Source organism: Streptomyces sp. NPDC004327, from assembly GCF_042873935.1.
Classification (GTDB): domain Bacteria; phylum Actinomycetota; class Actinomycetes; order Streptomycetales; family Streptomycetaceae; genus Streptomyces.
Genome location: NZ_JBIAME010000001.1, coordinates 440,204 through 454,243, shown reverse-complemented (window position 1 = coordinate 454,243; position 14,040 = coordinate 440,204). Strand labels below are relative to the sequence as shown.

Below are 14,040 nucleotides of genomic sequence, written 5' to 3'. Positions count from 1 at the left end.
GTGCTCCTCGGAGGTGCTGGGGCGGAGAGGTGGGGCCGGTGGAGACCGCGGGCGGGGAGGCTTCGTGGTCAGCCGCCGGCGGCGGCGCGTGCGGCGTTGCGGATCCGTCGCAGGCGGTGCAGGAGGAGGTCCGCGCCGGTGCCGAAGTGCTCGTGCAGGGCGCGGTACTCGGCGAACAGCGCGTCGTAGGCGTCCGCCCGCGCGGGGTCGGGCACGTACGCGTGGCGCCGGACGCTTCCCATGACGGAGGCGGCGGAGCGGACGTCGGGGTAGGCGCCCGCGGCGACGGCGGCGTGGATGGCCGAGCCGAGCGCCGGCCCCTGCTCGGAGGTGCCGAGGGAGACGGGGCGGCGGAGCACGTCGGCGTGGATCTGCATGAGCAGCGCGTTCTTCTTCAGGCCTCCGGTGACGATGAACTCCTCGACGGGGATGCCACCGTCCTCGAAGGCCTCGATGATCAGCCGGGTGCCGTAGGCGGTGGATTCGAGCAGGGCCCGGTAGACGTCCTCGGGCCTGGTGTCGAGGGTGAGGCCGGCGATGACTCCGGAGAGGTGGTGGTCGACCAGGGGGGAGCGGTTGCCGTTCATCCAGTCCAGGGCGACCAGGCCGTGCGCGCCGACCGGCCGGCCGGCGGCCTTGCGGGTCAGGAGCTGGTGGAGGTCCTCGCCCGAGGCCTGCGCCTCGGCGCGGTAGTCGTCCGGTACGCCCTGCCGGAGCCACCAGGCGAAGATGTCACCGACCGCGCTCTGTCCGGCTTCGTAGCCGTAGGCGCCCTCGACGATGCCTCCGTCGACGACCCCGCAGATGCCGGGGATCTCGGCGAGGGCGGCGCCGTTGAGGACGTGGCAGGTGGAGGTGCCCATGATGGCGAGCATCCGCCCGTTCCCGACGGCGCCCGCCGCGGGCGCGGCCACGTGGGCGTCGACGTTGCCGACGGCGACGGCGATGCCCTCGGGGAGGCCGGTCCAGTGAGCGGCGAGGGGGCTCAGCCCACCGGCCCGCGAGCCCAGGGGGGAGAGCGGGTGTTCCAGGCGCGTGGCGGGGAAGTCGGCGAAGTCCGGGTGGAGCCCTGCCAGAAAGCCGGGCGAGGGGTAGGCGCCGTCCTGGTGGATGCCCTTGTAGCCGGCGGTGCAGGTGTTGCGGGACTCGCTGCCGGTGAGCTGCCAGACGATCCAGTCGGCGGCCTCGATCCAGCGGGCGCAGGCGGCGTAGACGGCGGGGTCCTCCTCCAGGACCTGCAGGGCCTTCGCGTACTGCCACTCGGCGGAGATCCTGCCGCCGTACCGTGCGATCCACTTCTCGCCGCGGGCGTGGGCGAGGGCGTTGATGCGGTCGGCCTGGCCCTGGGCCGCGTGGTGCTTCCACAGTTTGGGCCAGGCGTGCGGGCGATCGGCCCACTCGGGCGTCAGGGCGAGCGGGGTGCCGTCCGCGGTGGTCGGCAGGACCGTACAGGCGGTGAAGTCGGTGGCGATGCCGATGACGCGGTCCGGGTCGACTCCGGCGTCGGCGAGCGCCGCCGGAACGGCGGTACGCAGGACGTCGCGCCAGTCCTCGGGGTGCTGCAGTGCCCAGTCCGGGCGCAGGGGCGCGCCTGTGGAGGGAAGGCGGTCCTCGATGACCGCGTGGCGGTACTCGACGACCGCCGAACCGAGTTCGGCGCCGTCGCGAACCCTGACCACCACGGCGCGCCCGGAGAGGGTGCCGAAGTCGACTCCGATGGTGCAGGCCTCGGGATGGTGACGGGCTGCGGGGTCGGAAGGGGCGTGTGTGGTCACGATGGGGTCTCTCTCGTCATGAGCGGGGGCCAGAGCAGCATCCTGATTGTTAACGCTCACAATCGGAAAGGACAAGGGTGGTGTGCACTTCTGCCGAACATTCAGCAGGAAATGGAGCCTCTGAAGTGAGCGCTCACTTACCCCTCAGCACACAGCCGCCAACAACCGCGATCAGTCGGGCAGGAGGCGGTGGGTGCGGTCACGGCGAGGAGCCGAGCGATCGGCGGGGCGGAGCGGCCGGCGAGGGCGGTGCGGCCGGCGAGGGCGGTGCGGCCGGCGAGGGCGGTGCGGCCGGCGAGGGCGTTTGCGCGGGTGGACCGACGGGCGTGCGCCGCGCGACACCAGGCGACCGACGGCCGGCCGAAGGCCCACCACCCGCGGCCGGACGGCGGTGACGGGAGCCGCCGCCCGGCGCGTCAGCCCTCGCCCGGCGGGCGCGTGCTCGCGCGCATGATGAGCTGCGGTTCCACCAGGAGGTGCTCGGCCTTCCGGGCGCGGCCCTCGATGTGGTCCACCAGGAGCCCGATGCTCCGGCGTCCGATGGCGGCGAAGTCCTGGCGGACCGTCGTCAGCGGCGGAGGGAAGTACTCCGCCTCCGGGATGTCGTCGAAGCCGGCGACGGCCACCTGCGCGGGAGTGCGGATCCCGCCCTCGCGCAGCGCCCGCAGGACGCCGAGCGCCATCTGGTCGTTGGCGACGAAGACGGCGGTGACCGGTGTCGCACCGCGGCGGGCCAGGGCCAGGCCGGCGAGTTCCTGCCCCGCCCGGTACCCGGACAGCGGGCTCCAGTCCCCCGTCAGTACGCGCGGAGGCTCGATCCCGCTCTCCTCCAGGGCGGCGCGCCATCCCGCGGTGCGGGCCTCGCTCTCCAGCCAGTCGCCGGGACCCGCCACGTGCCAGACGTTGCCGTGCCCGGCGGCGAGCAGGTGCTCGGTGACCATACGGGCGCCGAGTTCCTGATCGAGGGAGACGCCGGGCAGGTCGAGCTGATGACCGCCCTCCACGGTGACCACGGGGAAGGGCGCGTCCAGTTCGGCGAGCGCCTGCACGTGCGAGCGCTGTGGGGTGATGGCGACGACGCCGTCCACTCCCCAGGCCGCGAGGTGGTCGACGGCATCCTTGAGCCCCTGCCCCTCTCCGGTGCGCAGGCTGACGGTCGAGACGAGGTAGCCGGCCTCCCGGGCCGCTTCCTCCAGGCCGGTCAGGGTGCTGGCGGGGCCGTACAGGGCGGTGTTGACGGCGATGACGCCCAGCGTCCTCGTACGGCGCGTCACCAGGGCACGCGCGGCGGAGTTGCGGCGGTAGCCGAGCCGTTCGATGGCCAGGGTGACCTGTTCCCGGGTGGCCGCGCGCACGTTGGGGTGATCGCTCAGCACCCGGGAGACGGTCTGGTGGGAGACCCCCGCCTCTCGTGCGACGTCGGCCATCGTCGGCGGGCGGACGTCTTCCGCGGGATGCGCCACGTTCGCCTCCCTTCTCCCTGCTTACGGCTGCGTATCGATACGAGAAAAACCTTAGCGCCTCTTGTATCACGCTGTTGTGAGCGCTAACAATCTAGCTCGACCGGGGCGCCGACGCCCCGGGAACCCAGCCGGAACGGTGCCGTCCCGGTGGTGCGAGGACACGCGCTGCCATCGAGCCCGTACCCGGTCGGAGCCGCCCTCGACGACGGGATGGGTAACGCCCATGAAGAAGTTCCGATCCGTATCCGCCCTCCTGGCCGTGACCACCGGCTGTGCCCTGCTCCTGACCGCCTGCGGACAGAACAGCGAGGGCGGCAGCCAGGAGTCGAAGGAGAAGAAGGACCTCACCATCGGCATCGCCATGCCCACCAAGTCCTCCGAGCGGTGGATCGCCGACGGCCGGAACATGACCGAGAGCCTGAAGAAGGCCGGCTTCTCCACGACCCTGCAGTACGGCGAGGACGACCCCGACCAGCAGGTCGCCCAGATCGAGAACATGATCACCCAGGGCGTCGACGCCCTGGTCGTGGCCGCCATCAACGGCGAGGCACTGTCCAACGTCCTGCAGCAGGCGGCGGACGCCCACATCCCGGTGATCTCCTACGACCGGCTCATCCTGGGCTCCCCGCACGTCGACTACTACGCCTCCTTCGACAACGAGAAGGTCGGCGAGCTCCAGGCCACGTACATCGTCGACAAGCTGGGGCTGAAGGGCGGCGCCAAGAAGGGCCCCTTCAACATCGAGCTGTTCGCCGGGTCCAACGACGACAACAACACCAAGTACTTCTTCAACGGCGCCATGAAGGTGCTGAAGCCCTACCTCGACAAGAAGCAGCTGGTCGTGCGCTCCGGCCAGACCCGGCTCAACCAGGTCACCACGCTGCGCTGGGACGGAGGGACGGCGCAGAAGCGCATGGACGACCTGCTGACCTCCTCGTACGCCACGGCCCGGCTCGACGCCGTGCTGTCCCCCTACGACGGCATCTCCATCGGCATCCTGTCCGCCCTGAAGTCCGACGACTACGGCAGCGCCACGAAGCCGCTGCCGGTCGTCACCGGCCAGGACGCGGAGGTCGCCTCCGTGAAGTCGATCATCGCGGGCCGGCAGACGCAGACCGTCTACAAGGACACGCGCGCGCTCGCGAAGGTCGCCGCCGACATGGTGACCGCCGTCCTCTCCGGCAAGAAGCCCGAGATCAACGACGACACCACCTACGACAACGGCAAGAAGGTCGTCCCGGCCTTCCTGCTCGACCCGGTGAGCGTCGACAAGTCCAACTACCGGAAGGTCCTGGTCGACTCCGGCTACATCGACGCCGGAGCCCTGCGATGACGTCCATCCTCCAGATGCGGTCCATCGTCAAGACCTTCCCCGGGGTCAGGGCGCTGTCGGAGGTGACCCTGTCCGTGGAGCGCGGCGAGGTGCACGCCCTGTGCGGAGAGAACGGCGCCGGCAAGTCGACGCTCATGAAGGTCCTGTCCGGCGTCCACCCGCACGGGACCTACGAGGGCGAGATCCTCTTCGACGGCGAACCGTGCCGCTTCAAGGACATCAGGGCCAGTGAGCAGCGCGGCATCGTCATCATCCACCAGGAGCTCGCGCTCGTTCCCCACCTGTCGATCGCCGAGAACATCTTCCTCGGCAACGAGCCCTCCCGGCGGGGGATCATCGACTGGTCCGAGGCGCTGCGCCGTGCCTCCGGACTGCTCAGGCGGGTCGGGCTCGGCGAACACCCCGAGACCCGGGTCGCCGACATCGGTGTCGGCAAGCAGCAGCTCGTGGAGATCGCGAAGGCGCTGGCGAAGAACGTGCGCCTGCTGATCCTCGACGAGCCCACCGCGGCGCTCAACGACGAGGACAGCGCGAAGCTGCTGCGGCTGATGCGGGAGCTGAAGGATCAGGGCATCACGTCGATCATCATCTCGCACAAGCTCAACGAGATCGCCCGGATCGCCGACTCCGTCACCATCCTGCGCGACGGGCGCTCCATCGAGACCCTCGACGTCAGGGACCCCGCCACCACCGAGGAGCGCATCATCCGCGGCATGGTGGGGCGGGACCTGGACAGCCGGTTCCCCGAACGCACGCCGTACGAGGGCCCGGCCGACGCCGAACCCGTCCTGGAGATCCGGGACTGGACCGTGCGGCATCCGCTCGACCGCGGCCGCAAGGTCGTCGACGGCGTCTCGCTCCGGGTCCGCCGCGGGGAGATCGTCGGCGTCGCCGGACTCATGGGGGCCGGCCGCACCGAACTCGCCATGAGCGTCTTCGGCCGTTCCTATGGCCACTACGAGCGGGGCTCCGTGCTCAAGGACGGCCGCGAGGTGCGGACCCGTACGGTTCCCGAGGCGGTCGCCCACGGCATCGCGTACGTCACCGAGGACCGCAAGCACTACGGTCTCGACCTCGCGGACTCCGTGAGCCGGAACATCTCCCTCGCGTCACTCGGCGCCCTGGCCCGCCGCGGAATGGTCGACGGGCACGAGGAGCGGAAGGTGGCCGAGCGGTACCGGCGGACCATGAACATCAAGGCGCCGAACGTCCTCGAACCGGTCGGCCGTCTCTCCGGCGGCAACCAGCAGAAGGTCGTCCTCAGCAAGTGGATCCTCGCCGGGCCGGACGTCCTCGTCCTCGACGAACCCACGCGCGGCGTCGACGTCGGAGCCAAGTACGAGATCTACACCGTGATCGACCGGCTCGCCGCCGAGGGCAAGGCGATCCTCCTCATCTCCTCCGAGCTGCCCGAACTGCTCGGCATGTGCGACCGCATCTACACCATGGCCGCCGGCCGGCTGACCGGCGAGGTCACCCGCGACGACGCCACACAGGAAGTGCTGATGCGGCACATGACGCAGGACTCCCCCGCACCAACGGCGGTCACCGCACGCGCCGCCTCCAGCGAAGGACACCAGGTATGAGCACCGACGTCAGCACGAATACGACCACCCCGGCACCCCCGGGCAGCGGGTCCCCGTCCGCCGGGACGCCGATGGCCCGGGTGCTCCTGGACGGCGTCCGGCGGAACATGCGCCAGTACGGGATGCTCTTCGCGCTCGGCCTGATCGTGCTGCTGTTCCAGATCTGGACGGGCGGCGACCTGCTGCTGCCGCGCAACGTCTCCAACCTGGTGCTGCAGAACAGCTACATCCTCATCCTGGCCATCGGCATGATGATCGTGATCATCTCCGGTCACATCGACCTGTCCGTGGGCTCCCTGACGGCCCTGGTGGGTGGCATCGGCGCCGTGCTCATGGTCCAGCACCACGTCTCCTGGCCCGTCGCGGTGCTCCTCGCCCTGCTCCTCGGCGCCGTCGCCGGCGCGCTCCAGGGCTTCTTCGTCGCGTACGTCGGCATACCGTCGTTCATCGTGACCCTCGCCGGCATGCTGCTGTTCCGCGGACTCACGGAGATCTTCCTGAAGGGGCAGACGCTCGGACCGTTCCCGGACGGGCTGCAGAAGATCGCCAACGGCTTCCTGCCGGAGGTGGGACCGCGGACGAACTATCACAACGTCACCCTGCTCCTCGGCCTGGGACTGATCGCCTATGTGGTGTTCCAGAAGCTGCGGGACCGGCGCCGCCAGCGCGAGTTCGCCCTGGAGCCGCTCCCCACGGGCCTGTTCGCGCTGAAGGTGACCGCGCTGGTCGCCGCGGTCCTGGTCACGACCCTGCTCCTCGCCAGCTACAAGGGTGCGCCCGTGGTGCTGCTGATCCTGGCCGTCCTGCTCGTCGGCTTCGGCTACGTGATGCGCAACGCGGTGATCGGACGGCACGTGTACGCGATCGGGGGCAACCTGCCCGCCGCGAAGCTGTCCGGGGTCAAGGACAGGAAGGTCACCTTCGCGGTGTTCCTCAACATGGGAATGCTCGCCGCGCTCGCCGGTCTGGTCTTCGCGGCCCGCTTCAACGCGGCCTCGCCGAAGGCCGGTGTGAACTTCGAACTGGAGGCCATCGCCGCCGCGTTCATCGGTGGCGCGTCCATGAGCGGCGGTGTCGGCACCATCCTCGGAGCCATCATCGGCGGCCTGGTCCTCGGCGTGCTCAACAACGGCATGAATCTCGTCGGGGTGGGCACCGACTGGCAGCAGGTCATCAAGGGCCTCGTGCTGCTCGCGGCGGTCGGCTTCGACGTCTGGAACAAGCGCAGGGCCGGCGCCTGACGCCGCTTGGGACATGGCTGTGCCCGCCGTCCTCCCCCGGCGGGCACAGCCGTGCCGGCATGCTGCCCGGAAGGGGGGCAGGGAGTCCCTGCCCCCCTTCCGGGCGCGGTCGTGACGCGGGCGGTTCGGCCGGGAGGTCATCGCGCCGGGCGGGATCCGCCGAAGAGCCGTTGGAGGAGGATGAAGACGAACAGCAGACCGCCGATGACGATGCGCGTCCACCACGAGCTGAGCGTGCCCTGGAAGTTGATGACGGTCTGGATCAGACCGAGGACCATCACGCCCAGCGCTGTTCCCAGGACGAAGCCGGAACCTCCGGTGAGCAGCGTCCCCCCGATGACGACGGCGGCGATGGCGTCGAGTTCCATGCCGACGGCGTGCAGGGCGTAGCCGGACAGCATGTAGAAGGTCAGCAGCAGACCGCCGAGGGCGGAGCACAGGCCGCTCACGGCGTACACCGCGACCTTGGTGCGTCCCACGGGCAGGCCCATGAGACGGGCCGAGGACTCGTTGCCGCCCAGGGCGTGGACGGTGCGGCCGAAGCGGGTGTGGTGGAGGACGACGAAGGCGAGCGCCAGCACGACCAGGGCGATGACCACGGCGGGTGAGACGAACAGGCCCCCGGGCAGGAGCACTCGCGTCTGGGCGATCCGCGTGGTCGTCGGGTCGGTGAGGGAGATGGACTCGGTGCTGATCATGTAGCAGAGGCCGCGGGCGAGGAACATGCCCGCGAGGGTGACGATGAAGGGCTGGATCTCGAAGGTGTGGATCACCCAGCCCATGAGGGCGCCACCGCCTGCTCCCACCAGCAGGACCAGGGGCGCCGCCAGGGCGAGCGGCAGGCCGTGCTGTTCGACGAGCCAGGCCGTCAGCATGGTCGACAGGGCCGCCATGGAGCCGACGGACAGGTCGATTCCGCCGGTGAGGATGACGAACGTCATGCCGATCGCCACGACGAGCAGGAATCCGTTGTCGATCAGGACGTTGAGCAGGACCTGAGCGGAGAAGAAGCCTTCGTACCGCAGGGAGCCGATCGAGAACATCGCGATCAGCAACGTGGCCGTCACCATGAGCGGCAGACGCGCGGTGTGCCGTGGCGAGATCCGCTGGAGCGGCTTGGTGCTGAGAGTGGTGCTCACGGGTGGACCTCCTGGCGGCGGGCGCCCGCGTCGCCGGCCGCGGGGGCCCGGTCCGGGGCGGCCGGCCGGCGACGGCGTGAGAGTCGGGCGCGGAACGCGGGCGACTGGACGAGAGACACGACGATGACGACCAGGGCCTTGAAGACGAGGGTGGCCTCGGGTGGTACGCCGAGCGTGTAGATCGTGGTCGACAGGGTCTGGATGACGAGGGCGCCCAGGACCGTGCCGCCGAGGGAGAAACGGCCGCCCGTCAGGGCGGTGCCGCCCATGACGACGGCGAGGATCGCGTCCAGCTCGATCCAGAGGCCCGCGTTGTTCCCGTCGGCGCTGGACACGTTGGAGCTGATCATCAGACCGGCCACCGCGGCGCACACGCCGCTGACGACGTAGACCATGACGAGGAGCCCGGACGCCCTGATGCCGACGAGTCGGCTCGCGACCGGGTTGCCGCCCACCGATTCGATGAGCATGCCGAGCGCGGTGCGCCGGGTGAGGAGGGAGGTGACGCCGACGAGGGCCGCGGCCAGCAGGACGGCGAAGGGCAGGGTGAGCCAGTAGCCGCCGCCGATCATCTTGTAGGAGCCGCTGGACACGCTGATGATCTGGCCGTCGGTGATCAGCTGGGCCACGCCCCGCCCCGCGACCATGAGGACCAGCGTGGCGACGATGGGCTGGACGCCCAGCCGGGCGACGAGGAGGCCGTTGAGGAGGCCGATCGCGGCGGCGACGCCGAGCGCCACGGCGATCGCCGGCATGACGGTGCCGAGGCTTCCGGGGTCCTGGGCCGTGGCGATGTGCTCGCACGCGAGGGCGCCGGCGATGGCGACCGTCGAGCCGACCGAGAGGTCGATGCCCCGGGTCGCGATGACCAGCGTCATGCCGAGCGACACCAGGATCAGCGGGGCGCCGAACTGGAGGATGTCGATCAGACTGCCGTACAGGTGTCCGTTCTGGACGCGGACGGCGAAGAAGTCGTGGGTGAGCACGACGTTGGCAAGGAGCAGAGCGGCCAGGACGGCGGCGGGCCAGAAGAGGCGGTGTCCGGTGAGCCGCCGGGCGCCGGGCGCCCGGCCCGGACGCCCCCCGGCGCCGGTGTCGTCAGGTGGTGTCATGAGGTGGCTCCGGTGGCGATGGTGCCCAGGATCCGGTCGGGCGTCAGGGTCGGGTCGTTGGGGAGGGTGGCGACGAGCCGGTGGTCGCGCAGGACGCCCACGCGGTGGCTCAGCCGCAGCACTTCCTCGAGTTCGGCGGAGATGAAGGATGTTCTCGGCGACCGAGAGGTTGGGGCACAGGTTCACCTCCTGGTAGACCGTGCTGATTCCGGCGTGCTGTGCCTCCAGGGGTTCGGCGAACCGCTGGGGGCCTCCGTCGACGAAGACCGTTCCCGCGTCGGGCGGGTGGACCCCGGTGAGCACCTTGATGAGGGTGGACTTGCCGGCGCCGTTCTCGCCCATGAGCGCGTGGACTTCGCCCGGGAACAGGCGCAGGTTCACGCCGTCGAGGGCGACGACCCCGGGGAACGCCTTGCGGATGCCGTGGGCCTCCAGGACCGGCCGGTCGGTGCGGGTGGGTGTGCGGGGGGTGGGTGGGGCTGCCATCCGCCCTCCTCTCCTGAGGGACCGGGGGCGGCGGTCGGGCCGCCCCGGGTCCGGTGCGGGCGGAAGGTCAGTACTGGCGGCTCGGCAGGGCGGCCGCGGCCTGGTCCTGGGTGTAGACGCCCTCCTTGACCTCGACCCGTCGCGGGACGTTCTCCCCCGCCGCGACCTTCTTGGCGAGTTCCATGAGCTGGTCGCCGAGGAGCGGGTTGCACTCGACCACCACGTTGATCTTCTTCTCCCGCATGGCGACGAAGGCGTCCTTGATGCCGTCGACGGAGATCACCTTGATGTCGACGCCCGGCTTCTCGCCCGCCTCCTCGATGGCCTGGATGGCGCCGAGGGCCATGTCGTCGTTGTGGGCGTACAGGACGTCGATGTCCTTGTGGGACTTGAGGAAGGCCTGCATGACCTCCTTGCCCTTGGCTCGGGTGAAGTCCCCGGTCTGGGAGGCGACGATCTTGAACTTGGGGTCGCCCTTGATGACGTCGGCGAAGCCCGCCTTGCGGTCGTTGGCGGGTGCGGAGCCGGTGGTGCCCTGGAGTTCGACGAGGTTGACCGGCGCGGAGCTGCCCTCGTACACCTTCACGAGCCACTTGCCGGCCTCCTGCCCCTCCTTGACGAAGTCGGAGCCGAGGAAGGTCCGGTAGAGGGAGGTGTCCTGCGAGTCGACGGCGCGGTCGGTGAGGATGACGGGGATGCCGGCGTTCCTGGCCTCCTTCAGGACGGTGTCCCAGCCGGACTCGACCACCGGCGAGAAGGCGATGACGTCCACCTTCTGCTGGATGAAGGTGCGGATCGCCTTGATCTGGTTCTCCTGCTTCTGCTGCGCGTCGGAGAACTTCAGGGTGATGCCGGCCTTCTCGGCCGCCTCGCGTACGGACTTGGTGTTGGCGGTGCGCCAGCCGCTCTCGGCCCCCACCTGGGCGAACCCGAGCACCAGCTTGCCGTCGGAGGAGCCCTTGCCGGTGGTGCGGGTGGTCGCGGGCTCGGTGGTGCAGGCGGTCAGCACACTGCCGGCCAGGGCGGCGGCGGCGATGATGCGGAGGGCTCTGTGGGCCATGTCGTGGTTCCTCTCGGGACATGCGGCGTACCAGGCGGAGCTCTGAAGGAGACGGGCCCGGTCAAGGCGGGGCTGCGCGGGGGTGGTTGAGGCCGGGCGAGGCAGGACGAGTCGTCGGCCCCGTCGATCGGCGGCTGGCGAATGCGAGCCATTGTGAGCGCTAACACATCTGTAACTCAAGGGCCTGTACGGCTGTTACCCGCTCTTGACGCGAAAGAGCGAGCCGGCGGTGGAGCACGGCAAGACCCAGGAAGCCTGGAGGAGCGGATGGTTGTCGAGGATTCCTTGTCCCTCCGAGCGGCGCGCACGGCCCTCGCCGGATCGAGGTGCCCCTCCGCTGCCGACAGACCCGACGCGACGTGACAGGCAACATCGACCCAAAGTTGTGAGCGTTAACACCCATGGGCATCATCTTGTGCCGCCGGGATCCGCGGCAGCGATCGTCATGACCTGGACCCAGGGCCGGCCGGAAGGCCGGCCGCGAGACGGCCCGTCAGGCGCTGGCGCGGACGACCAGCCGCGTGGGAAGGATCAGCGGCGTGGGGTCCTGTCCGTTGATGAGAGCGACGAGCATGCGCGCCATCTCGCGGCCGAGACCCTCTACGGGCTGGTGCACCGTGGTCAGCGGCGGATCGGCGATCCGGGCCGCGGCCAGGTCGTCGAAACCGATCACGGCGACGTCGGCAGGAACGCGGCGGCCGGCCCCGCGCAGCGTGCGCAGCGCCCCCGCCCCCATGTTGTCGCTGGCGGCGAACACCCCGTCCAGGTGCGGGTGCCGCGCCAACAGCGCGGCCATGGCAGCCGCTCCGCTCGCCTCGGTGAAGTCACCGGCTTCCGGTGGACACGGTTCGAGGCCCGTCGCCAGCATGGCGTCCCGGTAGCCGCGGTATCGGGCGCGTCCCACCTCGGTGTCCAGCCGCCCGCAGATCGTCGCGACCCTGGTCCGGTCGAGCGAGATCAGGTACTCGGTCGCCGCGCGCGCCCCGCCGACGTTGTCGACGTCCACATACCACCGCGGGTCCAATCCGACCGGACGCCCGCCGAACACCACGGGAATCTCCGCCTCTTGCGCCATACGGGCCAGCGGATCGTCCTCGCGCAGCGCCATCAGCATCACCCCGTCGGCCCCCTTGGACCGCAGGAGCCGCTCCACGCGCCGGCGCCCCCGGTCGGAGGCGGCCAGACACAGCATCAGGTGCAGCTCGGCGTCATCCAGCGCGGCCGCGGCGCCCACGATCACCTGGGCGAAGAACGGGTCCGCGAAGATCGACGGATCCTCTCCCGAGACGACCAGGGCGGCCACACCGGTCTGACGGGTCGCCAGCGCGCGGGCGGTCGGATGGGGAACGTAACCGAGCTGATGGACGGCCCGTTCGACCGCCTCGCGTCTGGCGCGGCTGACGTGCGGGGCGTCGTTGAGCACACGAGAGGCCAACGACCTCGATACGCCGGCCAGTTGGGCCACTTCGTCAAGCGTCGGCCGCCGTCGCGGTACGCCTTCGGCCATGATCCGCCCTCCTGCCGCGACCTGAACGCCCGGAAGGCTGGAAGCGCTTCCAGTTCCAGGACTGTAAAGCCTTGTCGCCGTCATGTGAAGTGCCGCTTGAACAGGCCCACTTGACAGGCACAACAGGGCGTCACACGATACCGGCCACACCTCAGGGCAGCCGAAGCGCACACGGGGACCGCTTCCAGTGGGAGCGCTTCCACCTCCAGGAATGCCGTACCACCGCACTTCCTCAGTGCGCCGCCCGCTCGGGACGAGAGCGTGCGGCGCGTCCCCCGTCAGGAATCGAGGTACCGTCATGCACCACCGGATCCGCGCCCTCGCGGCGGCCTTCCTCGCGCTCCCGCTGGCGCTCGCCGTCGCGCCGTCCGCCCACGCGGCCGATCCGACCACGATGACCAGCGGGTTCTACGTGGACCCGGACTCGAGCGCGAAGCAGTGGGTCGCCGCCCATCCCGGTGACGGCCGGGCGCCCGCCATCAGCGCGTCCCTCGCCGACACTCCCATGGCCCACTGGTTCGGCTCCTGGAGCGGCACCATCGGCACCGCCACGGGCGCGTACGCCGGGGCCGCGGACTACCGGGACAAGCTGCCCATCCTGGTCGCGTACAACATCTACCACCGCGACTACTGCGGCGGGCAGTCCGGAGGCGGCGCCTCCTCCCCGTCCGCCTACGCGAGCTGGATCGCCCAGTTCGCCGGTGGGATCGCCGCCCGCCCGGCCGTCGTCGTCCTCGAACCGGACTCCCTCGCGGACTACGGCTGCATGAACGAGGCCCAGATCAGCGAGCGTCAGGGCATGATCACCGGCGCCCTCGCCGAGTTCAACCGCCAGGCCCCCAACACCTGGGTCTACCTCGACGCGGGCAACCCCGGCTGGGTGAGCGCGGCGACGATGGCCCAGCACCTCCACGAAGCCGGGCTCCGACAGGCGCACGGCTTCTCCCTCAACATCTCGAACTACTACACCACCGCCCAGAACACCGCCTACGGCAACGCCGTCAACAGCGAACTGGCCGCCCGCTACGGCTACACCAAGCCGTTCGTCGTCGACACCAGCCGCAACGGCAACGGCTCCAACGGCGAGTGGTGCAACGCCGCCGGCCGCCGCACAGGCACGCCCACCCAGCTGGGTGGCGGCGCCGAGATGCTCCTGTGGATCAAGGCCCCGGGCGAGTCCGACGGCAACTGCGGCGCCGGAACCGGTTCCACGGCCGGCCAGTTCCTCCCCGAGGTCGCCTACAAGATGATCTACGGCTACTGACATCCGGCTCCTGTGACCCGGTGTCCGCCGCCCCACCGCCCCGCCGCCCAGCCGCCCCACCGCCCTGCCGCCCC

Annotated in this window: 11 protein-coding genes and 1 pseudogene; 4 read left to right on the top strand and 8 right to left on the bottom strand. The window is 70.4% G+C overall.

Annotated features, from left to right (window positions below):
* Positions 1-68: 68 nt before the first annotated feature.
* On the bottom strand, positions 69-1,775 hold the full coding sequence (gene araB, locus ACFYU9_RS01960) for a ribulokinase (RefSeq protein ID WP_389341453.1): 1,707 nt from the start codon (positions 1,773-1,775) through the stop codon (positions 69-71).
* A gap of 416 nt (positions 1,776-2,191) precedes the next feature.
* Complete coding sequence (locus ACFYU9_RS01955) at positions 2,192-3,238, bottom strand: LacI family DNA-binding transcriptional regulator (RefSeq protein ID WP_389209953.1); 1,047 nt, start codon at positions 3,236-3,238, stop codon at positions 2,192-2,194.
* A 223-nt stretch (positions 3,239-3,461) separates the two neighbouring features.
* Here ACFYU9_RS01955 and chvE point away from each other — a divergent pair, with 223 nt between their 5' ends.
* Genes chvE through mmsB form a run of 3 tightly spaced genes read left to right on the top strand, consistent with a single transcriptional unit; the run spans position 3,462 to position 7,398 of the window.
* Positions 3,462-4,571, top strand: coding sequence for a multiple monosaccharide ABC transporter substrate-binding protein (gene chvE / locus ACFYU9_RS01950; protein WP_389341450.1), 1,110 nt, complete (start codon positions 3,462-3,464; stop codon positions 4,569-4,571).
* Positions 4,568-6,157 carry a multiple monosaccharide ABC transporter ATP-binding protein gene (gene mmsA, locus ACFYU9_RS01945; protein ID WP_389341447.1) on the top strand — a complete coding sequence of 530 codons (1,590 nt, stop codon included), beginning with the start codon at positions 4,568-4,570 and terminating at the stop codon, positions 6,155-6,157. The genes chvE and mmsA overlap by 4 nt, the downstream gene beginning before the upstream one ends.
* Entirely contained in the window at positions 6,154-7,398 is a 1,245-nt protein-coding gene (gene mmsB, locus ACFYU9_RS01940) for a multiple monosaccharide ABC transporter permease (protein ID WP_389341444.1), read from the top strand. The genes mmsA and mmsB overlap by 4 nt, the downstream gene beginning before the upstream one ends.
* A 137-nt stretch (positions 7,399-7,535) precedes the next feature.
* Here mmsB and yjfF read toward each other — a convergent pair whose 3' ends face one another.
* The 6 genes and pseudogenes from yjfF to ACFYU9_RS01910 form a co-directional block, all read right to left on the bottom strand.
* Positions 7,536-8,537 carry a galactofuranose ABC transporter, permease protein YjfF gene (gene yjfF / locus ACFYU9_RS01935; RefSeq protein ID WP_389341441.1) on the bottom strand — a complete coding sequence of 334 codons (1,002 nt, stop codon included), beginning with the start codon at positions 8,535-8,537 and terminating at the stop codon, positions 7,536-7,538.
* Positions 8,534-9,649, bottom strand: a complete 1,116-nt coding sequence (locus tag ACFYU9_RS01930; protein ID WP_389342938.1) for an ABC transporter permease — start codon at positions 9,647-9,649, stop codon at positions 8,534-8,536. Before ACFYU9_RS01930 ends, yjfF begins: the two co-directional genes overlap by 4 nt.
* Entirely contained in the window at positions 9,646-9,771 is a 126-nt protein-coding gene (locus ACFYU9_RS01925) for a hypothetical protein (protein ID WP_389343032.1), read from the bottom strand. Before ACFYU9_RS01925 ends, ACFYU9_RS01930 begins: the two co-directional genes overlap by 4 nt.
* Before the next feature lie 4 nt (positions 9,772-9,775).
* A pseudogene (locus tag ACFYU9_RS01920) lies at positions 9,776-10,135 on the bottom strand (ATP-binding cassette domain-containing protein); the annotation flags it as partial.
* A 67-nt stretch (positions 10,136-10,202) separates the two neighbouring features.
* Complete coding sequence (locus tag ACFYU9_RS01915; RefSeq protein ID WP_389341438.1) at positions 10,203-11,195, bottom strand: ABC transporter substrate-binding protein; 993 nt, start codon at positions 11,193-11,195, stop codon at positions 10,203-10,205.
* A gap of 493 nt (positions 11,196-11,688) precedes the next feature.
* The gene (locus ACFYU9_RS01910) at positions 11,689-12,702 is read right to left on the bottom strand and encodes a LacI family DNA-binding transcriptional regulator (protein ID WP_389341435.1); all 1,014 of its coding nucleotides are present in this window, start codon (positions 12,700-12,702) and stop codon (positions 11,689-11,691) included.
* Between the two features lie 298 nt (positions 12,703-13,000).
* Between ACFYU9_RS01910 and ACFYU9_RS01905 the strand changes: the two genes are divergently transcribed.
* The gene (locus ACFYU9_RS01905) at positions 13,001-13,966 is read left to right on the top strand and encodes a glycoside hydrolase family 6 protein (protein WP_389341432.1); all 966 of its coding nucleotides are present in this window, start codon (positions 13,001-13,003) and stop codon (positions 13,964-13,966) included.
* Positions 13,967-14,040: the final 74 nt, after the last annotated feature.